17 protein-coding genes and 1 pseudogene are annotated in these 21,889 nt (G+C 76.6%); 10 read left to right on the plus strand and 8 right to left on the minus strand.

All coding sequences use genetic code 11. From position 1 onward, the window contains the following. Positions 1-17: 17 nt before the first annotated feature. Entirely contained in the window at positions 18-1,214 is a 1,197-nt protein-coding gene (locus tag HJG43_03485; GenBank protein ID UER53777.1) for a hypothetical protein, read from the minus strand. 74 nt (positions 1,215-1,288) lie between these two features. Between HJG43_03485 and HJG43_03490 the strand changes: the two genes are divergently transcribed. Further along, on the plus strand, positions 1,289-2,734 hold the full coding sequence (locus HJG43_03490; protein ID UER53778.1) for a glycosyltransferase: 1,446 nt from the start codon (positions 1,289-1,291) through the stop codon (positions 2,732-2,734). Here the strand turns inward: HJG43_03490 and HJG43_03495 are convergent. Further along, positions 2,704-3,105 carry a hypothetical protein gene (locus HJG43_03495; protein UER53779.1) on the minus strand — a complete coding sequence of 134 codons (402 nt, stop codon included), beginning with the start codon at positions 3,103-3,105 and terminating at the stop codon, positions 2,704-2,706. The genes HJG43_03490 and HJG43_03495 overlap by 31 nt on opposite strands. A 56-nt stretch (positions 3,106-3,161) precedes the next feature. On the opposite strand from HJG43_03495, the gene rfbB reads away from it, so the two are divergent. From rfbB to HJG43_03515, 4 genes are all read left to right on the plus strand, one after another. Continuing rightward, entirely contained in the window at positions 3,162-4,148 is a 987-nt protein-coding gene (rfbB, locus tag HJG43_03500; protein ID UER53780.1) for a dTDP-glucose 4,6-dehydratase, read from the plus strand. A gap of 59 nt (positions 4,149-4,207) precedes the next feature. Next, positions 4,208-5,026 carry a dTDP-4-dehydrorhamnose reductase gene (rfbD, locus tag HJG43_03505; GenBank protein ID UER55666.1) on the plus strand — a complete coding sequence of 273 codons (819 nt, stop codon included), beginning with the start codon at positions 4,208-4,210 and terminating at the stop codon, positions 5,024-5,026. 56 nt (positions 5,027-5,082) lie between these two features. Further along, a complete protein-coding gene (locus HJG43_03510) occupies positions 5,083-7,083 on the plus strand; it encodes a hypothetical protein (protein ID UER53781.1) in 2,001 nt (666 codons plus the stop codon). Between the two features lie 163 nt (positions 7,084-7,246). After that, positions 7,247-9,358 carry a hypothetical protein gene (locus HJG43_03515; protein ID UER53782.1) on the plus strand — a complete coding sequence of 704 codons (2,112 nt, stop codon included), beginning with the start codon at positions 7,247-7,249 and terminating at the stop codon, positions 9,356-9,358. Between the two features lie 53 nt (positions 9,359-9,411). Here HJG43_03515 and HJG43_03520 read toward each other — a convergent pair whose 3' ends face one another. From HJG43_03520 to HJG43_03530, 3 genes are all read right to left on the minus strand, one after another. Continuing rightward, positions 9,412-10,068, minus strand: coding sequence for a CoA transferase subunit B (locus HJG43_03520; protein UER53783.1), 657 nt, complete (start codon positions 10,066-10,068; stop codon positions 9,412-9,414). 1 nt (position 10,069) lies between these two features. Beyond that, positions 10,070-10,849 carry a CoA transferase subunit A gene (locus HJG43_03525; GenBank protein UER53784.1) on the minus strand — a complete coding sequence of 260 codons (780 nt, stop codon included), beginning with the start codon at positions 10,847-10,849 and terminating at the stop codon, positions 10,070-10,072. A gap of 121 nt (positions 10,850-10,970) precedes the next feature. Further along, positions 10,971-11,642: a TIGR03089 family protein gene (locus tag HJG43_03530; protein UER53785.1), complete on the minus strand. Its 672-nt coding sequence runs from the start codon at positions 11,640-11,642 to the stop codon at positions 10,971-10,973. Positions 11,643-11,694: 52 nt separating this feature from the next. On the opposite strand from HJG43_03530, the gene HJG43_03535 reads away from it, so the two are divergent. Together HJG43_03535 and HJG43_03540 are read left to right on the plus strand one after the other, a co-directional pair. Then, positions 11,695-12,684 (plus strand): DNA-3-methyladenine glycosylase 2 family protein, encoded by a 990-nt coding sequence (locus HJG43_03535; protein ID UER53786.1) that lies wholly within the window; start codon positions 11,695-11,697, stop codon positions 12,682-12,684. Between the two features lie 51 nt (positions 12,685-12,735). Beyond that, a complete protein-coding gene (locus HJG43_03540) occupies positions 12,736-14,247 on the plus strand; it encodes a DUF222 domain-containing protein (protein ID UER53787.1) in 1,512 nt (503 codons plus the stop codon). 39 nt (positions 14,248-14,286) lie between these two features. Here HJG43_03540 and HJG43_03545 read toward each other — a convergent pair whose 3' ends face one another. The 3 genes and pseudogenes from HJG43_03545 to HJG43_03555 form a co-directional block, all read right to left on the minus strand. Further along, complete coding sequence (locus tag HJG43_03545; protein ID UER55667.1) at positions 14,287-14,679, minus strand: phosphomannose isomerase type II C-terminal cupin domain; 393 nt, start codon at positions 14,677-14,679, stop codon at positions 14,287-14,289. A gap of 270 nt (positions 14,680-14,949) precedes the next feature. Next, positions 14,950-15,624 (minus strand): annotated as a pseudogene (gene cofE / locus HJG43_03550) (coenzyme F420-0:L-glutamate ligase). Further along, positions 15,621-16,601, minus strand: coding sequence for a 2-phospho-L-lactate transferase (locus HJG43_03555; protein UER53788.1), 981 nt, complete (start codon positions 16,599-16,601; stop codon positions 15,621-15,623). The pseudogene cofE and the gene HJG43_03555 overlap by 4 nt, the downstream one beginning before the upstream one ends. Positions 16,602-16,841: 240 nt before the next feature. On the opposite strand from HJG43_03555, the gene HJG43_03560 reads away from it, so the two are divergent. From HJG43_03560 to HJG43_03570, 3 genes are read left to right on the plus strand one after another with little or no spacing between them, the layout of a single operon-like run. Beyond that, a complete protein-coding gene (locus tag HJG43_03560) occupies positions 16,842-17,105 on the plus strand; it encodes a WhiB family transcriptional regulator (GenBank protein ID UER55668.1) in 264 nt (87 codons plus the stop codon). Beyond that, positions 17,009-20,401 carry a glycosyltransferase family 2 protein gene (locus HJG43_03565; protein ID UER53789.1) on the plus strand — a complete coding sequence of 1,131 codons (3,393 nt, stop codon included), beginning with the start codon at positions 17,009-17,011 and terminating at the stop codon, positions 20,399-20,401. Before HJG43_03560 ends, HJG43_03565 begins: the two co-directional genes overlap by 97 nt. Continuing rightward, the gene (locus tag HJG43_03570) at positions 20,398-21,885 is read left to right on the plus strand and encodes a hypothetical protein (GenBank protein UER53790.1); all 1,488 of its coding nucleotides are present in this window, start codon (positions 20,398-20,400) and stop codon (positions 21,883-21,885) included. Before HJG43_03565 ends, HJG43_03570 begins: the two co-directional genes overlap by 4 nt. The last annotated feature ends 4 nt before the right edge of the window (positions 21,886-21,889 follow it).

A 21,889-nucleotide genomic window follows, 5' to 3' on the forward strand; every position in this document is an offset into this window, starting at 1 on the left:
CCGCCCGAGCCGCGAGTTCAGCAGCCGACGTCGAACCAGGACCGGGCAGTCGCCGCCCTGCCGGGCGACCAGGGCAGGTCCGCGCCCCAGTCCCGGAACGCCGCCGGCGTCCTCGCCCACTGCGCCGCAGCGACCCTCAGCAGGTCGTCGCGCTCGGCCGGCGCCGCGACCCCGACGACCCCCAGGTCGTGCAGCAGGCGGCCGTCCACCTCGTCCCCGCGGACCAGGGCCGCGACGACGTCCGGGTCGACGTCCCGCCGGACCGCCCAGGACGGGGACCGCACGCCCGGCCCGGTGCCGTCCGGCGGGCGCCGGACCCACACGTCGAGGCCGGGTAGGTGGACGAGCGTCGGACGCACCCCGACGACGTCGGCGGGGCCGACGGTCAGCTCGAGGGCCGCGTCGAGGACGTGGAACGGCCCGTAGCAGAGGTCTCCGCCGGCGTGCACGACGACGTCGTGGTGGCGCGGGACGAGGTCGTGGCTGGCAGGGCGGTCCACCCGGACGACGTCCGGCGGCGCCCACCCGGAGGGCCACGACTGCCGGACCAGGACGGCGTCGCCCGTCACGACGACCCGGACGGCGGGGGGCTGGCGGACCTGGCGGAGCAGCGCGGCGCGGCGGGCCCGCACGGCCACGTCCCGGCGGGTCAGCGGGTCGGCGGTGTGCCCGACGTGTGTGCCGGCGACCACGTCGGCGAGGTCCGCGCCCACCAGCCGCCGGACGACGAGGGGCAGCGGGCCGGTCACCGCCGGCACCCCGGCCAGCGCGAGGGCCTGCAGGACGCGGGCGTACTCGACGGGCCCGCGGGTGGCGGCCAGGGGCAGGCGCAGGTGCCGCACACCGCGCAGCGCGGCGAGCTGGGCCCGGGTCGGGGCGTCGCCGGTCAGCTGGGCGACCACGGCGCCGGTGGCGTCGTCGAGGACCACCAGGTCACCGTCCGGGTCGCCGTCCGCGTCGCCGCTGCCCCGCCGGGTCGCGGTGACGGCCGGAGCCGGCGACCCGAGGCCGGCGGCCTCGTCGTCCCAGGGACCGGGTGGCTCGGCTGCCAGGTCCAGGGCCACCGGGGCGGTGTCCGGCAGCGTCCGCACGGCGGTCGCCAGCTCCTCGGCCGACGCCGAGGCGGCCCACCGCCAGGTGGGGTCGGACGGGCCGCCGGCGCCGTCCGCGCCATCCCGTAGGGTGCCGCCGACACCGGTGCCGTCGTCGGTCACTGCGCTGCTCAGGCTGGCCCCCGGTCAGGACGGCGGGATCGGGCTGGTGCAGCCTACCGAGCGATGGAGCCCCCGTGACCCAGCAGACGTCGGCACCCGCCGGTGCAGCGCCGCCCGTCACGGTGCGGCGCAACGACTGGCACACCGTGCCGGTGCCCCCGGTCGGGACGTGGACACCCACCCTCAGCGTCACGGTCGTCATCCCGGCCAAGGACTGCCAGCGCGAGCTCGACCGGACCCTCGCCGCCCTGGCCCGGCAGACCTACCCCGAGGAGCTGCTCGACGTCGTCGTCGTCGACGACGCCTCCGAGCCGGCCCTGCAGCTGCCGGACCTGCGGCCGCGCCGGACCGCGCTGGTCCGGCTCGAGGCCGCCGAGGGCCACGGCAGTGGCCGCGGCCGGCACGCCGGGGCGCAGCACAGCGACGCCGACGTCCTGCTCTTTCTCGACGCGGACATGATCGCGTTCCGGGACCACGTCGAGGCGCACGCCCGCTGGCACCACGTCCTGGCCGACGCGGTCGTACTGGGCTACAAGCACTTCGTCGACGTCGACGGCGTCACACCCGAGCAGACCGCTGACGCGGTGGCCACGGAGGACCTCGACCGGCTGCTCGGCGGCCGGCGCTGGCAGCGGCACGTCTGGGTGGAGGACTTCATCCGGGACGCCGACGACCTGCGGGCCGATGCCGAGGACCTCTTCCTCGCCGTCGTCGGGGCCACCGTGTCCGTGCCCCGCCGGTTGTACGAGGAGGCGGGCGGCTTCGCCACCTACGGGCTGCGCGGCATCGTGGACACCGAGTTCGGCTACCGGGTGTTCACCGCCGGCGCCGTGCTGGTCCCCGAGCCGGCGGCCCGCTCCGTGCACCAGGGCGCTCGGAACTTCGCCGTCCGCGGGGACGACATCAAACGGGCCCGGGTCGGCCTGGCCGCCAACCGGCTCCCGGTCCCACTGTTCCGGCTGCCGCAGCGCGGCCGGCGCTGGGCGGTGCCGCGGGTGCGGGCCATCGTGCCGGCGAGCGGGGCGACACCCGAGCAGGTGCAGCTGACCGTGGACTCCGTGCTCGCCTCCACGGTGACCGACCTCGACGTCACCGTCGTGGGCATGCGGGACGACGCGGGCACCCGCTGGGTCCGGGACTACGTCGCCCACGACCCCCGGGTGACGTTCACGGACGAGCGACCGGCCTCCGGCTTCCCCAGCCCCTACACCCTCGTCGTCCCCGCCGGGGTCGCCGTCGGGGCGACGGCGGTCGCCGACCTGCTCGACCGGCTCACCGGTGAGCGCCTCGGCCTCCTGCGGCAGACCGTCGACGGCGCGGACGCCGCCGTGGAGCTGTGGGCCACCAGGGCGCTGCAGCGCTGTCAACGGCACCGGGGGGCCGAGCCGCTGGACGCCGCCGCCGACCGGCTGTTCGGCAGTGCCTGGGTGCCCGGTTCGGACGCCGGCACCCACCTCGTCGTCCCGGACGTCACCCGCCAGGGGATGGTCTACGACGCGTGGGAGTCGCCCGCGTCGTGACGGTGGGCCGCTGCGTTGCGCTCCCGGGCCAGGTCGGCGAGCCGCTCGAGCGCCTCGAGCAGCTCGGCGTGCCGCGCGGCCGCGTCCAGCCGCTCGGCGCCCAGCGCGTCGAGGACGGGAGCGTTGTCAGTGGCCGGCGGGCCAGCGGTCCGTCGGGTCGCGCGGTCGAGCAGGACGTCGAGGCGGGTGTCGAGCCGGCGCACCCGGCGCCACAGCAGCAGCAGGCCCAGCAGCACGCCGGTCTGCAGCACGACGACCAGGGCCAGCGCCGCACTGCCCTCACCAAAAGCCGCCCACACCGCTCCGAGAGCCCCCACGGCCGCGACGGCGGCGGCGACGGGGCGCGCGTGTCGGTCGCTCGGGCGGGGCACGCGGCGAGACTACCGACGGGGCACCTGGCGTCGGCCGGGCTGTACCGTCGCGCCCCATGAGAATCGTCGTCACCGGGGGAGCCGGGTTCATCGGATCCCACTTCGTCCGCGAGACGCTCACCGACCGCTACCCGGCGCTGGCGGGCGCCGAGGTCGTCGTGTACGACAAGCTCACCTACGCGGGGAACCTGCGCAACCTCGACCCGGTCGCCGACCACCCGCGGCTGCACGTCGTGGAGGCCGACATCCTCGACGGGCCGATGGTCGACCAGGTGCTCTCCGGCGCGGACGCCGTCGTCCACTTCGCTGCCGAGTCGCACGTCGACCGGTCGATCCTCGGCGCGGCCGAGTTCGTCATGACGAACGTCGTCGGCACGCAGACCCTCCTGGACGCCGCGCTGCGGCACGGTGTCAGCCGGTTCGTCCACGTCTCCACCGACGAGGTGTACGGCTCGATCGACGAGGGCTCGTGGACCGAGGAGGAGCCGCTGCGGCCGAACTCCCCGTACAGCGCGAGCAAGGCCAGCAGCGACCTCATCGCCCTCGCCTACGCTCGCACCCACGGCCTGCCGGTCGTCGTCACCCGGTGCTCGAACAACTACGGGCCCTACCAGTTCCCGGAGAAGGTCATCCCGCTGTTCGTCACGAACCTGCTCGACGGCGGCACGGTGCCGCTGTACGGGGACGGGCTGAACGTCCGTGACTGGCTGCACGTCGACGACCACTGCCGCGGGATCGCGCTCGTGCTCGAGGGTGGCCGCGCCGGCGAGGTGTACAACATCGGCGGCGGCACCGAGCTGACCAACCGCCAGCTCACCGAGCTGCTGCTCGCCGCCTGCGGCGCCGACTGGTCCCGCGTCGAGCACGTCGAGGACCGCAAGGCCCACGACCGGCGCTACTCCGTCGACATCACCAAGATCTCGCAGGAGCTCGGCTACGCCCCGCAGGTCCGCTTCGAGCAGGGCCTGGCCGACACGGTTGCCTGGTACCGGGACCACCGGGACTGGTGGGAGCCGCTGAAGCGGCGGGCGGCCCTGCGGTGACGAGCCCCGGTGGCGCTGGGGCGGGGGCCGGTCGGTGGGTGGTCACCGGCGCCACCGGGATGCTCGGCACCGACGTGGTGGCGGCGCTCGCCGGCCGGGACGTGCTGGCGCTGACCCGGGCGGACCTCGACGTCACTGACGCCGACGCCGTCCGCGCCGCGATCGAGCCCGGCGACGTCGTCGTCAACTGCGCCGCGTGGACCGACGTCGACGGCGCCGAGACCGCCGAGGGCGCCGCCTTTGCCGTCAACGCCGTCGGCCCCGCCGTCCTCGCCCGCGCCTGTGCGCAGCGCGGCGCCCGGCTCGTGCACGTCTCCACCGACTACGTCTTCGCCGGGACGGCGTCCGAGCCCTACCCGGAGGACGCGCTCGTCGCGCCCCGCTCCGCCTACGGGCGGACCAAGGCCGCGGGGGAGTGGGCGGTGCGCGCCGAGCACCCGAGCGGGTCGTGGGTGCTGCGCACCGCGTGGCTGTACGGGCGGCACGGCGGCTGCTTCCCCGCGACGGTGCTGCGGCTGCTCGCCGAGCGGGGCTCCCTCGACGTCGTCGACGACCAGCACGGTCAGCCCACGTGGACGCGCGACCTGGCCCGCCGCATCGTCGACACCGTCGAGCGCGGCGCGCCGCCCGGCACCTACCACGCCACGGCGTCCGGGCGCACGACGTGGTTCGGGCTGGCCCGGCTACTCGCCGGGCTCGCCGGCTACGACTCCGGCGCCGTCCGAGCCACCGACTCGGCGGCCTTCCCCCGCCCGGCTCCGCGGCCGGCGTTCTCCGTGCTCGGCCACGCCGGGTGGGCCGCCGCAGGTCTCGATCCGATGCCGATCTGGGACGAATCGGTCCGAAGGGCTTACGCCGAGGGCGTCTTCGACCGATGATGCGGGTACGACTGTCTCCGGGAGAACTCACTGTGAACCTCAGCCGCTGGGTCGCGATGACCGCAGCCTCCGTCCTGACCGCCGCCGCAGCCGTCGTCGCCGCCCCGACCGCGACCGCCGCGACGTGCCCGGCCCCGGGCGGCCAGCCCGCCGCTGCCGCCCCCGGGCCGGCGGACGCGGAGTTCCTGATCCAGGGGCACGGCTGGGGCCACAGCATGGGCATGAGCCAGTACGGCGCCCAAGGCGCAGCCACCCTCGGCTGCACCTCCACCGACATCCTCACCACGTACTACGCCGGCCTGCGGGTCGCCGACCGCGACCTGCACCACCGCGTACTCATCGACATGCTGACCAACGGCCCCGGCTTCGCCACCGTGCTCGCCGAGAGCGGCCCGGTGGTGTGGCGGACGACGTCCGCGGCGGGTGAGACCCTCGAGGTCGTCCAGCCGCAGGGGACGACGTGGGCGGCGCGCCGCGACGGCAGCGGGCTCAAGGTCCGCTCCGGCCCGTCCCTGCAGGACCCCTCCGTCCCCGGCCTGCAGTACGTCGAGCCGGGGCAGAAGCTGCGGGTCGACCACCCGGGCACGGTGGTGCGGGTCCGCACGTACACGTCGTCCGGGTCGGTGCACCTGGACCGGCGGGCCAGCTACGACTTCACCACCCTGGTGGGCACCGACCGCGGCCTGACCGTCCGCGAGGTGATGGAGGACAACGCCCGCGGGCAGGCGGTGCTGAAGTACCTGCGCGGCATTGCCGAGATGCCGGTGTCCTGGCACATCGAGGCGCACAAGGCCCAGATGATCGCCGCCCGGACGTACCTGCTCGGCAAGTTCAACGCCACCGAGCAGGGCTACCTCATCCTGCCGACGCCCGCGCACCAGAACTGGCTCGGGACGACGCAGGAGGAGCGCGACCGTGACGGGGGCGGCACGCAGCGCGAGGCCGTCCGGCTGACCACCACCGCGACCGGCGGGCACGTCCTGGTCACCTCCTCCGGCGCGGTCGCCCGCGACGTCCTCTACACCTCCTCGCACGGCGGGTGGAGCGAGAGCAACGCGTTCGTCTACGGCACCGCGCCGGTGCCGCACCTGCGGGCGCTGGACGACAGCCGGTGGGACGCCGCCGGCGGCAACCCCTACCGCTCGTGGACCGTCGGAGCGAGTGCCGACCAGCTGGGACGGGCCTTCGGGATGGACACCGTCCTCAACGTCAGCGTCCCACCACAGGGAGACCCCCAGCGGACTGTCGTCACCGTGAGCGGCCTGATCGACGGGCAGGCCGTCGTCCGTGACTTCACCGGCTGGGACACCCGGCAGCGGCTGCAGAACGTCCTCGGCACCGCCGTCCGCTCTCCGGGGATGACGTTCGTCCGGCAGGTCGTCGACACGACCGGTGCCGTGCCGGTGAGCGGCGACGTCGACGGTGACGGCGTCACCGACATCGGATGGTTCAACGCGGGGCAGTGGGCCTTCCGGACCGCTGACGGCAAGGTTCTGCGGGCGGCCTTCGGCCAGCCGGGGGACGAGCCGGTCGTCGGTGACTTCAACGACGACGGCCGCGACGACATCGGTGTGTTCCGCGGTGGCACCTGGCTCGTCCGGTTCTCGGTGTCCGGCGGCCCCGCCCAGATGAGCTTCAGCTACGGCCGGGAGGGGGACCTCCCGCTCGCCGGACGGTGGGCGGGCAGCACCCGCGACGGGGTCGCCGTGGTGCGCGGCAAGCAGTGGTTCGTCCGCGCCACGCCGACATCGGGTGTCGCCCACTCCTCGTTCACCTGGGGGCGCGACGGCGACGTGCCGGTGGTCGGCGCATGGCTCGGCGACGGCGTCGACCGGCCGGGGCTGGTGCGCGGCAAGGACTGGTTCCTCGGCACGTCGATCCAGCGGCCGAAGACCGTGTGGTCGTTCGCGGTCGGCAGGGTCACCGACCGCCCCCTGACCGGTGACTGGGACGGTGACGGCGTCCACACGGGAGGGCTGGTCCGGGACACGACGTTCTTCCGGCTGCTCGACCACGAGGGCCGCGTGGCGCCGACCACCGTCGAGTTCCGCGGCTGACCCCCGATCGACCCCGAAACGGACAGATGTCACCAAAGGTTCGTGACTGATGTGACTCCCGGTGATTGTGTGGTGTGAGTTCTGTATGTAGATTCCTCTACACCCGGGCCCAGTCCGTGCCGATGAGGACGGTGACCCGGTCGTCAAGCAAGGAATCTCTCTCATGACGTTGCGCCACCTGACCCTCCCGGTGGCCGCCCTGGCGGTCGCAGCCCTGGTCACCACGACCGCGCTGACCGGTAGCCCCTCCAGCCCCTCCAGCCCCGCCATCCGCGACGGCGTCGTCGCCGCCTCGGCTGGCTCCGTCTCCGCCGTCCCGGCGGCGGCCGAGGCGACCGGTCCGGAACCCGTCACCCCCGAGGTCGAGGACGTGGCCGTCGACGGTGTCGACGGCGACGCGCTCGACGAGCTGGCCGCCGAGGAGGCAGCCGCCCCGGTGCTCGACCCCGAGGTACCCGCCGTCACCGAGGTGGAGCCTGCTGTGCTCAGCGACCAGCTGATCGTCGAGGAGTTCACCCTGGCCGGGGTCACCTGGGACGCCGCGAGCACGCCGGAGGGGATGAAGGTCGCCCTGCGGCTGCGGGAGTCCGGCGAGTGGAGCGAGTGGGTGGACCTCGACGTCGAGGTGACCGTCGCCGACGTCGACACGGCCGAGGCCGACCGCGCCGCCCACGTCGCGGGCACCGAGCCGCTGATGACCGACGGCGCCGACGGCGTCCAGGTCCGGGTGGTGAGCGACGACGGCACGGCCCCGGAGAACCTCAAGCTGTCCCTGGTCAACGGTGGGGAGTCCAGCGCCGACATCGCGGTGGGTGCTGCACAGGCTGCCGGTACGGGTGACGCAGAGATCACTACCGCGCTGTGGACGGGCCCAGAGGCGACGGTGGAGCAGGCGGGCACCAGCGGCTCGGCCCCGCGGATCGTCCGCCGCGCCCAGTGGGGCGCCGACGAGAGCCTGCGTACCGGCCGACCCAGCTACGGGCACCTCGTCAAGGCGGTGATCGTGCACCACACGGCCACGACGAACGGCTACACCTCGAGCAACGTCGCGCAGCAGCTGCGGAGCATCTACGCCTACCACACGCAGTCCCGCAAGTGGGCCGACATCGGCTACAACTTCCTCGTCGACAAGTACGGGACGATCTACGAGGGCCGCGCCGGCAGCATCGACTACGTCGTCCAGGGCGCCCACGCCGGGGGCTTCAACGCCCACACCGTCGGGGTGTCGGCCATCGGCGACTACTCCAGCGCCGCCCCGCCGGCGGCGATGGTGCGCTCGATCGCCCACATCGCCGGCTGGCGGATCGGGCAGTACAACGGCAACCCCAAGGGCATGACCTGGCTGACCTCCGCCGGCGGCGGCACCGCTCGCTACCCGGCCGGCACCAAGGTCAACCTCCCCGTCGTCAGCGCCCACCGGGACGTCGGTTACACGGCCTGCCCCGGTGACAACCTCTACGCCAAGATGAGCACGATCCGGTCCATCGCCGCGGAGTACGCCTCCGGACCGGTCAGGGAGGTGCCGCCGCCGTCCCCCGGAGCGGCTCCGGCGCCTGCCCCGCCTCCCGCAGCGGCCCCGGCTCCGCCGCCGGCCTCGGTGCCCGCCGGCGCCGTCCCGGTGACCGGTGACGTGGACGGCGACGGCCGCACCGACGTGGGCTGGTTCCACGACGGGGAGTGGGTCTTCCAGACGGTCGCCGGCAGGACCCTGCGAGCGACGTTCGGTCTGCAGGACGGCGACGTCCCGGTCGTCGGTGACTTCAACAACGACGGCCGCGACGACATCGGCATCTTCCGGTCCGGTCAGTGGCACGTCCGGCACTCGGTGACCAGCGGGTACGCCGAGGCCAGTTTCAGTTTCGGCCGGGCCGGGGACGTCCCGGTGGTCGGCCGGTGGGCCGGCAGCACCCGGGACGGCATCGCCGTCGTCCGGGGCAAGGTCTGGCACCTTCGCAACACGCCGAGCAGCGGGGTGGCACAGGGGTCGTTCAGCTGGGGCCGGTCCACGGACACCCCGGTCGTCGGTCAGTGGCTGGGCGACGGGATCGACCGCCCGGGCCTCGTCCGGGGCAAGACGTGGTTCCTCGGGACGTCGATCCAGCGGCCCCGGACGGTGTGGTCGTTCTCCGGCGGTCGGACCACGGACGTCCCCGTGGTCGGCGCGTGGGGCACCACGGGCGTCATGACCGGCGGCCTCGTGCGGGACACGACCTTCTACCGGTTCATCGACCACGAGGGCACCATCTCCCGCGGGTCGGTGACCTTCGCCGGCTGAGGTTCGCGTGGCGACTGCGTGGTGGTAGTGCGGTGGCCGCGCGGCGGTGGCCGTCAGGCCGTCATCGCCCCCGGCTCGCCCTCGAGCACCAGGTCCGGACCGGTCGCCGACCGCACGTCGTCCAGGGAAAGGTCCGGGGCGAGCTCGCGCAGGACGAGCCCGTGGTCGGTCACGTCGATCACCGACAGGTCGGTGATGATCCGCTGGACGACGCCCCGGCCGGTGTAGGGCAGCGAGCACTCCTCGACGATCTTGTGCGAGCCGTCCCGGGCGACGTGCTCCATCAGCACGATGACCTTCTTCGCGCCGTGGACCAGGTCCATCGCCCCGCCCATCCCCTTGATCATCTTCCCGGGGATCATCCAGTTCGCGATGTCGCCGCGGGCGGAGACCTGCATCGCCCCGAGGATCGCCGCGTCGATCTTGCCGCCGCGGATCATCCCGAAGCTCACGGCCGAGTCGAAGAACGAGGCGCCCTTGCGCAGGGTCACGGTCTCCTTGCCGGCATTGATGAGGTCGGGGTCGACCTCGTCCTCGCGGGGGTAGGCCCCGACGCCGAGGATGCCGTTCTCGGACTGCAGGACGATCTCGACGTCGTCCGGGACGTAGTTCGGCACCAGGGTGGGCAGGCCGATCCCGAGGTTGACGTAGGAGCCGTCGGTCAGCTCGCGGGCGGCGCGGGCCGCCATCTGCTCGCGGGTCAGTGCCATCTCAGGACTCCTTCGCCTCGCGCACGGTGCGCTTCTCGATCCGCTTGTCGGCCGCCTGCTCGGGGGTCAGCGGCACGACCCGCTGGACGTACACCCCCGGCAGGTGGACGGCGTCCGGGTCGAGCTCGCCGGGCTCGACGAGCTCCTCGACCTCGGCGACGGTGACCCGGCCGGCCATCGCGCACAGCGGGTTGAAGTTGCGGGCGGACTTGTTGAACACGAGGTTGCCGTGCCGGTCGCCGCGCCAGGCCCGCACGAGCGCGAAGTCGGCGACGATGGCGCGCTCGAGCACGAACTCGCGCTGCTCGCCGTCCACCTCGAACGTGGCGGTCGGCTTGGCGGGGGAGGCGACGGCGACGCCGCCGTCGGCGTCGTAGCGCCACGGCAGTCCGCCGTCGGCGACCTGGGTGCCGACGCCGGTGGCGGTGTAGAAGGCGGGGATGCCGCTGCCGCCGGCCCGCAGCCGCTCGGCCAGCGTGCCCTGCGGGGTGAGCTCCACCTCGAGCTCGCCGGAGAGGTACTGCCGGGCGAACTCCTTGTTCTCCCCGACGTAGCTGGAGATCATCCGCCGGACGCGCTTGGCTCGCAGCAGCAGGCCGAGCCCCCAGTCGTCGACCCCGGCGTTGTTGCTCGCCACCTCCAGGTCGGTGACCCCGGCGTCCAGCAGGGCCTGGATGAGCACCGACGGGATGCCGCAGAGCCCGAACCCGCCGACGGCCAGGGTCGCGCCGGACGGGATGTCCGCCACGGCCTCCTGTGCGGTGCGGACGACCTTGTCCATGTCCACCTCGTCCTGTCGTCGTGGTCCCCGGTGCCGGTGGGCGACCGGTCGCTCGGGACTCTACCGACCCGTCGGCAGGCCACGATGTGGCGCCGCCACACATCCTGGCGGCGCTGGGAGGTCAGGTGTGGTCCAGGCCGGCGGTGATCCCTTCGGACTCGAGGACGCGGGCCGGTGGGGCCTGCGGCCGACCCCACAGCACCACCGACCCGCCCGCCGCCAGCGGCGCCAGGAGCGCCCCCGTCACGTCCCAGGTGGCGTCGGTGACGAGCAGCCGGACGCCGTCCGCCAGCGGCGGCAGCGGTGGCAGCGGCGCCGGGTCGTCGGCTGGGACCAGCACGTCCCCGAAGCCGCTCACCTCGGCGTTGTAGTCCAGCGCCCCCGGCGGCAGGTCCGCCACCGAGCGGGCCAGGGCGGCGAGCTCGACGGCCACGACCCGCCCGGGCTCTGCGGTGTGCGCGGCGTTGGGCACGGTCGTCACCAGGACGTCCGGCGCGTCGGCGTCCGGGTCCCCTGGGCCGACGAGGTGGGCGCCCACAGCGGGCACCGCGAGCGCCCACACCGCCGCGCGCCAGTGCATCGGCAGGTCGAGGCGCACCGTGGTGCCCGCGGTGGCGTCGAGCTCCTCGACGAGGAGGTTGCCGGTCTTGGCGACCCAGTTGTCCAGCACCCGGGCGGACAGCTCGACGCGCTCGCCGTCCGGGCCGTACCAGGTGACCCGGGGCCGGCCCGGGTCCTGCGCCTGCAGAGCCCGCAGCAGGGCCGGGACGTCGCGGGCGCCGGTCGCGGTCATGGCCGGCGAGTGTAGGTCCGCCTCGGTGCGGACCGGCGGGCACACTGGCGCGGTGCCGCCCGCCACCCGCACCTGGACGCCGGGCCGCCCGGTCGACGTCCGGGCGGTGCTGTCCGCGCTGCGCCGCGGGCCCGCCGACCCGGCGATGCGCCTGGCCGACGACGGGACGACGTGGCGGGCCACCCGCACCCCTGACGGCCCGGCGCTGCTGCACCTGCGGCCGCGGCCGACGTCCGGGGACGTCGAGGCGACCGCGTGGGGACCCGGCGCGCACTGGACCCTGGACGGCGTCCCGGAGCTGCTCGGCGAGGCGGACACCACGGCCGCGGAGTTCCGGCCCCGGCCCGAGCACCGCCGGCTCGTCGAGGCGTGGCGACGGCGACCGGGGTGGCGGGTGCCGCGCAGCCGGGCCGTCACCGAGACCCTCGTCGCCGCCGCGCTCGAGCAGGTCGTCACCGGGCAGGAGGCGCGCCGCTCCTGGCGACGACTGCTGCACCGGTACGGCGAGCCGCCCCCCGGCCCCACCGGACCGGGCGAGGCGGCCGAGGGGATGCGGGTGCCGCCCGCGCCGGCGGACTGGCTGGCCGTCCCGTCGTGGGACTGGCTGCAGGCCGGAGTCGAGGAGCGGCGCCGGCGGGTCGTGCGCACGGCCGCCGGACGCGCCGGCGCCCTCGAGCGGACCCTGGCGCTGGACCATGCGGACGCCGAACGGGCGCTGAGATCCCTTCCCGGAGTAGGAGTGTGGACGGCGGCCGAGGTGCGCCACCGGGCGCACGGCGACCCGGACGCGTTCTCCTTCGCCGACTACCACGTCAGCCGGGACGTCTCCTGGGCCTTGACCGGCGAGGTGCTCGACGACGCCGGGTGCGCCGAGGTCATCGCGTGCTACGCCGGGCACCGGTACCGGGTGCAGCGGCTGCTCGAGCTGGCCGGGGAGCGCCGTCCCCGCCACGGGCCGCGGATGACGCTGCCGACCCACCTGCCGACGAACCTGCCGGGTCGTCTGCCGAGCCGGCCAGCCGTGCGCCGCGGTGCTCGCTGACTTCGGTGCTCGCTGACCTCGTTGTCGGTGGTGGCCTCTAGCGTGCTCGGCATGACCACGGGGACGGCGGTGGCGACCGGCGAGGGTGCTGCGTCGCGGCTGCGCCGGGAGGTGGAGCGGGCGCTGTCGGCGGCGCCGGGCCCGGACCTGGCGGCGGCCCTGGCGGACCTCACGGGGCGGGACGACCTGTCGGCCCGGGAGTGGGTGGAGGTCTGCATCGGCTGGCAGCGGCTGATCTCCTACGCGACGGCCGGGCAGCTCGTGGCGGTCGCCGAGCTCGACCGGGCGCTGCCGACCTCGCCCGTGGCCCGGCGGGGGACGGCGGCGGTGCCGCCGGGACGCCGGGCGGCCGACGAGCTCGCGCCGGCGCTGCGAGTGGCTCCGGGGACGGCGTCGGCGCTGGTGAACCGGGCCCGGGTGGTGGACCGGGAGCTGCCGGCGGCCGCGGACGCCCTGGCCGACGGTGAGATGACCCCGGCGCAGCTGGAGGTGCTGGTCGGGTCGTGCACCGGCCAGCCGCCGCACGTGCGGCGGCGCCTGGAGGTCGAGGCGGTGCGCCGCTGCGGCCGGCGCACGCCGCGTCAGCTGCGGGGGGACCTGGCGGTGGTGGCCCAGCAGGTGGACCCGGACGCCGCGGCCCGGGCCGCCGAGCGGGGCCGGGCGGCCCGGGACGTGTCGCTGCGGCCCTCCCCGCTGGCGGGCTGCTCCCGGCTGGTGCTGGACCTGCCGCACCTGGAGGCCACCGCGTCGTGGTTGGCGGTCAACGGCGCCGCCCGCCGCGCCGCGGCCCGCGGGGTGCGCGCCGACGGGACCGCCGAGACCCGCACGCTGGGTCAGCTGCGGGCCGACCTGGCGGCCGCCCTGCTGACCGGGCGGGCTGACCCGGTGGACCCGGCGCTGGTGCCGACCCCCGAGCGGCTCGCCGACCTCGCCGAGGTGCAGGTCGTCGTGGACGCCGCCACCCTCGCCGGGGCGGACGCCGACACCGCTGGCGCGGTGCCGGGGCACATCCCCGGGACCGGTCCGGTGGACGCCGCCCACGTGCGGTGGGTCGCGGCCCGGGCTCCGTGGCGGCGGGTGGACGTCGACCCGGTGACCGGGGTGCTGCGGGCCGTCGCCGACGACACCGTGCCCCCCACGCAGGAGGACCGGGTGCGGCGGGTGGTGTCCGGGCCGCCACCGTCCCCGCCGCCGGCGGCGGGCGGGTACCGGCCCACCGACCGGTTGCGCCGGTTCGTCCAGATGCGGGACGCCACATGTATCGGCCCGGCGTGCCACCACGGCACCGACGGCACCCAGCTGGACCACACCCGCGGCTACGACCCCCGCACCGGGGCGCTGACCAGCGCCGGCAATCTGGGCAGCCCGTGCCAGCGGGTCCACAACGCCAAGACCCACGGCGGGTGGATCCTGCGCCAGCCCGTCCCCGGCCGGTTCATCTGGATCAGCCCGACCGGCCGCTCCTACGTCCGCCGCGCCCAGCCCCTGCTCCCCGCCTGGCACGGCAACGGCGCGCACGGCAACGACGCGCACGGCAACGACCAGACCGACGACCCACCGTGAGCGCGCCCGGGGCAGGAGTGGTCGAGCCCCCGAGCGGACCTACCCGCGCCGATCCGTCCCCGGGCACCGGGCGTAGTCGTCCTCGAGCCGCTCGATGTCGGCCTCGTCGAAGTCGCCGAAGGCCAGCTCGAGGACGCGGCCGGGGCGGTCGGTGTCGTTACCCAGCCGGTGCAGCGACCCGGCGGGCACGACCACTCGCTCGCCGACGCCGAGCGTCCACGTCCGGTCGTCGACCTGGACCGTCATCGGCACGTCGAGCGGCTGCCACATCTCGTCGCGGTTCTGGTGGCGCTGCAGGCTGAGCCGGTGCCCCGGCTGCACCGTGATGATCTTGACCGTGCAGGGCTCGTTGGCGCACAGCTGGAGGAAGCCGCCCCACGGCCGCTCGGCGACGAGGACCGCGGCCTCGCGGTCGGTGCCACTGGTGGGCATGGGACCTCCTGGGGACGACGACGGTGCGCCAGTCTGCCCTACCCACCGGCCGGTCTCGGCCCACTCGGCGACCCGACGCAGGGTCGCGCCGCGGGCCCGGGCGGCGGCCAGCAGCGCCTCGACGCGGGCGGCGACGTCCTGCGCAGAGTCCGCACCGGGGTCGATCGGCGGCGGCGGCAGCTGCCCGGGCGGCACCCCCAGCGCGGCCCGCACCGCCTCCACCTGCCCGTAGCCGAACCAGTCCGACGGACCGGTGCGGGTGCACCCGGCCGCGCCCTCGCCGTCCGTGGTGGTGACGTACCGGCCCAGTCCCCGCACGACCGCGACCGGCGTCCCGGCGGCCTTGCCCTTGGCAAGGTCGGCGGCCGCGGCCACCTCGTCTGCCACCGCCCGGACCGTCACCTCCAGCGGCCGGCCGAACCGGTCCACCGTGCCCCGGACGTCGTCGAGCACGACGAACCCGGCCGCCCCGAGCGCGAAGTCGCTGACCCCCACCCGCCACGGCCGGCCCGAGGTGTCGGTGACGACGACCGCCGGCCGGACCCCGGCGTGCTCGGCCAGCGAGGCGCGCAGCCGCCGGGCCGAGGCGTCCGGGTCCGCGGGCAGCAGCAGCACGGTCCCGGCCGGGACGTCGGAGGCGTCGACACCGGCGGCGGCCAGCACCGGGCCGCTGCGGGCCTGCACGACCCGGGTCACCCGGCCGTCCGGCAGCGCCCGCTCGGCGACCACCCGGACCGTCTCGGCCGCCACCGCGGCGTCCCGCTGCGCGGCCGGCACGGTGCGGCCCTCGGCCTTGGCGACGACCTTCGAGGCGACGGTGACGACGTCGTCGTCGCGCAGCACGATGCCCGCGGCCGCGCACGCCCGCGCGATCAGCCGGCCGACGTCGTCCCCGGCGCTCACCTCGGGCAGCCCCGGGACGACGAGCACCTCCAGGGCCGTCACCGCGGGCGCACCTGGTCGGCGAGGTCGAGCGCGGCCGCCGCGATGGCGGCGCTGGCCTCGACGTCGGTCATCAGCAGCGGACGGGCCACGACCGGCGCCGCCGACCCGCCGGGGACCCGGCGCAGGTCGGCGTCCGCGGTGTCGACGAGCCACCCGTCGAGCAGGTCGGCGTACAGGCCCGCGACCGCCTCGGCGGTGGGCGGTAGACCCAGCACGGCGAGGCACTTGTCGGCCATCCCGCGCACCGGGGCCCCGCCGATCACCGGGGAGACGCCGATCACCGGGGCCCGGGTGCCGCGCAGGGCGTCCCGGACGCCGGGCACCGCGAGGATCGTGCCGATCGACACCACTGGGTTGCTCGGCGGGAGCAGGACGACGTCGGCGTCCCGGAGTGCGTCCAGCACGCCGGGCGCCGGGCGGGCCTGCTCGGCGCCGACCGCGACGATCCGCTGCGCCGGCAGGCCGGCCCGGTGGCGGACCCACCACTCCTGGAAGTGCATCGCCCGCTGCCCGCCGGGCTCGTCCTCCACGACGACGTGGGTCTCCACGGAGTCGTCGCTCATCGGCAGCAGGGTCACCCCCGGCTGCCAGCGCGCGCACAGCGCGGCGGTCACCTGGGACAGCGGGTAGCCGAGCCCCAGCAGGTGGGTGCGCAGCACGTGGGTGGCGACGTCCCGGTCGCCGAGGGTGAACCACTGCTCGACGCCGTACGCGGCGAGCTCCTCGGCGACCGTGGAGGTCTCCTCGCGGCGGCCCCAGCCCCGCTCCTCGTCGACCCCGCCGCCCAGGGTGTACATGACCGTGTCGAGGTCCGGGCAGACCCGCAGGCCGTGCAGGGTGATGTCGTCGGCGGTGTTGGCGACCACGGTCACCTCGGCGTCCCGCCGGGCTGGGTCGCCCGAGGTGCGCAGCGAGTGCAGCAGGCCGCGGAGGAACCGGGCCCCTCCGACGCCGCCGGTCAGGGCCGTCACGCGCATGGGCCGCATCCTCGCAGGGCCGGCGCGCCGCTGCGCCGACCGGGTCGACCGCTGCGCCGACCGGGTCGTCCGTTCGGCCGGATAGCAGACCAGGGCTTGACGCGGGCCGTACGACACGCGTGTAATTCCCTCCATGTCACACCCGGGGGCGCCCGGGTCGGGGCGGACCAGGGCGGGCGACGAAGGGTCGGGCGGATGTCTCCTATCGAGAACCTGACGGACTGGGCGGCCGGCGTCCCGGTGGGGGAGGCCATCGTGCTCGACCCCCGCTTCGAGGACGACGCCGAGCTGCAGTGGCAGGAGCGCGCCCTGTGCGCGCAGACCGACCCGGAGGCGTTCTTCCCCGAGAAGGGCGGCTCGACCCGGGAGGCCAAGAAGGTCTGCGCCTCCTGCGAGGTGCGGGTCGAGTGCCTCGAGTACGCGCTCACCCACGACGAGCGGTTCGGCATCTGGGGCGGCCTGAGCGAGCGGGAGCGCCGCCGGGTGAAGAGGCAGGCGGTCTGAGCCTGGCACTGGACCTCGGCGCCGTCGGCGTCGCCCCGACGGTCGACCGGCCGCCGACCCAGCGGCTGCCCGGTCCGGCCCGGGTCACCGCCGTCCTCGTCGTCCACAACGGGGTCCGCTGGCTGCCGCGGACCCTGGCCGCGCTCGACGCTCAGACCCGCCGCCCGGACGTCGTCCTCGCGGTCGACACCGGTTCCGTCGACGGCAGCGGCCACCTGCTCGCCGCGTCCCTCGACGACGTCGTCGTCACCTCCCCCCGCACCGGCCTGCTCGACGCCGTGCGGGCCGCGCTGAGCGACCGGGAGGCTGCCCGGCTCACCCCCGCCCCCGACCCGCGCCGTCCCGACGAGGCCCCGGACGCGGCCACCCCGGCGCCGGCCCGGGACTGGGTGTGGGTGCTGCACGACGACTCCGCCCCCGCCCCCGACGCCCTGGAGCGGCTGCTCGCCGCCGTCGAGGTGGCCCCCTCCGTCGCGGTGGCCGGGTGCAAGGAGACCTCCTGGCACGACGCCGGCCGGCTCGTCCGCACCGGGTTCACCACGAGCCGTCTCGGGCGCGTCGTCACCGGCGTCGAGCCCGGCGACGTCGACCAGGGCCAGACCGACGCCCGGGACGACGTGCTGGCGGTCGGCAGCGCGGGCATGCTCGTGCGCCGCGACGTGTGGGACGAGCTCGGCGACGCCGACCCCGCGACCCCGGTCGTCGGCGCGGACCTCGACCTGTGCGTGCGGGCCCGCCTGGCCGGGCACCGGGTCGTCGTCGTCCCCTCGGCCGTCGTCGCCCACGCGGACGCCGGTCGCACCGGTTCGCGGGTTGACGCGCCGCTGCAGCGTCGCGGCCGGGCGTGGACCACCCGCCGCGTCGTCGCCCACCGCCGGCTCGTGGAGACCCCCGCGCTGCTGCTGCCGCTCACCGCGCTCGCCCTGCTCGCCGGCGGCCTGCTGCGGCTGCTGGCCCGCACTGCCGCCACCGAGCCGCGCCGCGGTCTCACCGAGCTCGGCGCGGTGCTCGCCGCCCTGGGCCGGCCCGACCTCGTCTGGCGGGCCCGGCGCCGGCTGGCGCGGGTGCGGCGGGTGCCGCGGCGCACCCTCGCCCCGTTGCGCGCCCCCGCCACCGAGGTGGCCCGCTGGCACCGTGACCGCTGGGCCCGCCGCCGTCACCGCCGCGTCGCCGGGCTCGTCCCGCTCGAGGTGGCCGCGCCGTCCCCGGCCCGCCGTCGCACCGCGCTGCTGCTCGGCGTCCTGCTCACCGCGGTCCCGCTCGTCGCCCTGCACCGGCTGCTCGGGCCCGGCCCGGTCTCCGGCGGCGCCCTCGCCCCGGCCCCCGAGGACCTCGGCACCCTGTGGCAGTCCGCCCGCTCGACGTGGCTGGACGCCGGTCTCGGCGCCCCCGGCCCGGCGGACCCGCTGCTCACCGTCCTGGCCGCCCTGGCGGTCCCGTTCACCGCACCCGACCTCGCCGTGCACGTGCTGGTCCTGGCCGCCGTCCCGCTCGCCGGGCTCGGCGCGTGGGCCGCCGCCGGCGCGGCGACGTCCTCGGTGTGGCTGCGGGCCTGGGCAGCGCTGGTGTGGGCCGGCGCACCGGCCCTGCTCGTCGCCGTCGGCACCGGGCGGATCGGCTCCCTGCTCGCGCACGCCGCCCTGCCCTGGGTCGCGCTCGGCGTCGCCCGCGCCGCCACCGCGCCCACCGCCCGGCGCGCCTGGACCACCGCCGCCGCGGCCGGGCTCGCCCTTGCCGTGGCTGCCGCCGGCGCGCCGGTGCTGCTGGTGCTGGGCACTGCGGCCGTCCTCGTCGTCGCGGCCGCGGCGCTGCGCCCCAGCCGGGGCCGGTCGCTGGCCCTGCTGTGGACGCCGCTGCCGGCCCTCGCGCTGTCCGCGCCGTGGCTGCCGGCCGCGCTCGCCGACCCCCGGCTGCTCGTCGCCGAGCCCGGCCGGCTGCTACCCGCCGACGCGCCGCCCGCCGATGTTCTACCCGCCTGGCAGCTGCTGCTCGGCCAGCCCGCCACGCCCGTGCCGTGGCCGGTGCCGGCGGAGCCGCTCGCCAGCACCCTCGCGGTCTGGGCCGGCGCGCCGCTGGTGGCCGTCGCCGTCCTCGCCCTGCTGCGCGGCGGGCCCCGCGGACGGGCCGTGCGCGCCGGGTGGCTCGTCGTCGCGCTCGGGCTCGCCGCCGCCGTGCTCGCCGTCCGGGTCGTCCTCGTCCCCGGCGCACCGGGCGAGCCGGCCGTGACCGGGTGGCCGGGCCCGGCCGTCTCCGTCGTCGTCCTCGGCCTGGTCGCCGCCGCGCTGGCCGGCGCGGACGGCGCGCGCACCCGGTTCGGCGCCGTGCGCGGCCGGCGCCCGCTGCGCGGCCGGCGTCCCCTGCTCGACTGGCGCCCGCTGCTCGTGGCCCCGCTGGCGCTGCTCGCCCTGCTCGCCCCGGCCGCCGTCCTGGGCGCCTGGACGTGGCAGCAGGCCACCGGCACCGCCGGCCCGGCCGTGCACGCTTCAGACGTCCACCGCGGCGAGGTGGCCGCGCTGCCCGCGGTCGCCGTCGACGCCGCCACCTCCCCGGACCGCACCCGCACCCTCGTGCTGCGGCCCGAGGCCGACGGGGCGGTCGCGGCCGCCGTCACCCGCACCGCCACCGAGCGGCTCGACCGGCTCGCCACCGCGGTGACCCTGCGCGCCGGGCAGACCCCGGACGCCGCCGACGAGGCGCTGACGGCCGCCGTCGCCGGACTCGCCGGCCCGGCGTCCGCACGCACCGACCCCCGGGCGGCGCTCACCGACCTCGGCGTCGGGTACGTGCTGCTGCTGGACGCCGCCCAGGACGGCGACGGCGCTCACCCGCTGACCGCGGACACGCTGGACGCCGTGGCCGGGCTGTCCCGCTCCGGGGAGGTCGACGACGGCGTGCTGTGGCGGGTGGTCCCGGCGTCCGGGGAGGACCCGGACGCCGTCGACCGGGCCGCCAGGGTCCGGGTCCTGGACGCTGACGGCAGCCCGCAGGCCGTGCTGGCGTCCGGTCCCACGGACGTGCGCGCCCAGGTGCCCGCCGGGCAGGACGGACGCACCCTCGTGCTCGCCGAGCGCGCCGACCCCCACTGGAGCGCCTACCTCGACCACCGGCGGCTCGACCCGGTCGTCGTCGACGGCTGGGCGCAGGGCTTCGAGCTCGGCCCGCGCGGCGGCACCGTCGTCGTCCGGCACGACCCGCCGCTGCAGGGGCTCTGGGGACCGTTGCAGGTCGTCGTCCTCGGACTCACCGCCCTGCTCGCCCTGCCGCTGGGCGACGGCACCCGCAGGACGCCGCGATGAACCGGCCGGCCTGGACCCGGGTGCTCACCGGTGTCGCCGTCCTCGCCCTCACCGGCGGCGTCGTGGCCACCGCCGGCGCGCTGCCGGACCCGGCGCCGCAGGAACCGGTTGCGCCGCAACGGGTCGCGCTCCCCGCCGGGGACGCCGTCCGGGTCTGCCCGCCGGCGCCTCGGCTGCTGCAGACCGCCGACGCCCCAGGTACCGACGAGGCGCTGGCCGCCCGGGCCGCCACGACGGCGACGTTGCGGGCTCTCGCCCCCGGCTCGCAGCTCGACCGGGCTGGGGCGGTGCTGCGGGCCGCCCCGCCCGCCGGGGAGCCTGCCGGCGAGCCGGCCGTCCTGGCCGCAACCGCCACCGCCCTCACCCCCGAGGGGGACCTGCGCGGGCTGGCCGTCGCCGACTGCCCGGCGCCGGTCGAGGACGGCTGGGCGGTGGCCGGCACCGTCGCCGCCGGCTGGGCGAACCGGCTCGTGCTGACCAACCCGGGTGCTACCCCGGTCGTCGTCGACGTCACCGTGCTGACCGGCGCCGGAGCGGTTGCGCCGCAACCGGTCCAGGGCCTCGCGCTGGCCCCGGGGGAGAGCACCGAGATCCTCCTCGACGCCCTCGTCCCGGACGCCGGACCGCTCGCCGTCCGGGTCGAGGCGGCCGGGGGCCGGGTCGCGGCCGCGGTGCTGCAGAGCCGGCTCGACGGGCTGCTGCCCCAGGGCGTCGCCACCGTCGGTGCCACCGCAGACCCGGCCGAGCACCTCGTCGTCCCGGGTGCCGTCGTCCGTGGCGGCTCGCCGGCCCCGCGGCTGCGGGTCGCCGTCCCCGGCGAGGAGGACGCCGTCGTCCGCTGGGCACTGCTCGGCCCCGACGGTCCGGTCTCCGCCGACGGGGCCGCCGCGGCTACCGTGCCGGCCGGCACCGTCGCCGAGGTGCCGCTCGACGGGCTGCCCGACGGGGACTACACGGTGGTTCTCGACGCGGACGTGCCGGTGCTCGCCGGGGTCCGCTCCCGGCTCGGCGCCAGCGGCCGGCCCGCCGACATCGGCTGGGCGGCCGCCACGCAGCCCCTCGGCGACGGCGCGCTGGTCGCCCTGCCAGGCGGGCCGGACGGGCCGGACGGGGACGTCGAGACGCGGCTGCTGCTCGCCGCCCCCGACGGCGCCGCCGACGTCACCGTGCGCGCCGTGGACGCCGACGGGGCCCAGCTCGCGGTCACCGAGGTGCCGGTCGCGGCCCACTCGACGACGGTCGCCGACCTCGACGCAGACCGGGGCGCAGAGCCGGGCGAGGACCAGGCGGCAGGCTGGGGCCGGGCGGCAGGCTGGTGGGTCGAGGCCGCAGGCGAGGGAGCGGCGACCGTGACCGCGTCGCTGCTCGTGCTCGCCGACGCGGCCGACGGCGGCCGGCTGCTGTCCGTCGTCCCGGTGCGCCCGTTGCCGGACCCCCCCGGGGACGTCGAGGTGCGCGTCCCGCTGCCCGGGCGCTGGCCCTGAGGCC

The sequence above is a fragment of the Kineosporiaceae bacterium SCSIO 59966 genome (assembly GCA_020881835.1).
Lineage (GTDB): Bacteria > Actinomycetota > Actinomycetes > Actinomycetales > SCSIO-59966 > SCSIO-59966.

Bases quoted from the DNA above. Each gene is read 5' to 3' on its own strand.
- rfbB (UER53780.1), top strand. From the start codon at position 3,162: ATGAGAATCGTCGTCACCGGGGGAGCCGGGTTCATCGGATCCCACTTC.
- rfbD (UER55666.1), top strand. From the start codon at position 4,208: ATGCTCGGCACCGACGTGGTGGCGGCGCTCGCCGGCCGGGACGTGCTG.
- HJG43_03510 (UER53781.1), top strand. From the start codon at position 5,083: ATGACCGCAGCCTCCGTCCTGACCGCCGCCGCAGCCGTCGTCGCCGCC.
- HJG43_03515 (UER53782.1), top strand. From the start codon at position 7,247: ATGACGTTGCGCCACCTGACCCTCCCGGTGGCCGCCCTGGCGGTCGCA.
- HJG43_03520 (UER53783.1), bottom strand. From the start codon at position 10,068: ATGGCACTGACCCGCGAGCAGATGGCGGCCCGCGCCGCCCGCGAGCTG.
- HJG43_03525 (UER53784.1), bottom strand. From the start codon at position 10,849: ATGGACAAGGTCGTCCGCACCGCACAGGAGGCCGTGGCGGACATCCCG.
- HJG43_03530 (UER53785.1), bottom strand. From the start codon at position 11,642: ATGACCGCGACCGGCGCCCGCGACGTCCCGGCCCTGCTGCGGGCTCTG.
- HJG43_03540 (UER53787.1), top strand. From the start codon at position 12,736: ATGACCACGGGGACGGCGGTGGCGACCGGCGAGGGTGCTGCGTCGCGG.
- HJG43_03545 (UER55667.1), bottom strand. From the start codon at position 14,679: ATGCCCACCAGTGGCACCGACCGCGAGGCCGCGGTCCTCGTCGCCGAG.
- HJG43_03555 (UER53788.1), bottom strand. From the start codon at position 16,601: ATGCGCGTGACGGCCCTGACCGGCGGCGTCGGAGGGGCCCGGTTCCTC.
- HJG43_03570 (UER53790.1), top strand. From the start codon at position 20,398: ATGAACCGGCCGGCCTGGACCCGGGTGCTCACCGGTGTCGCCGTCCTC.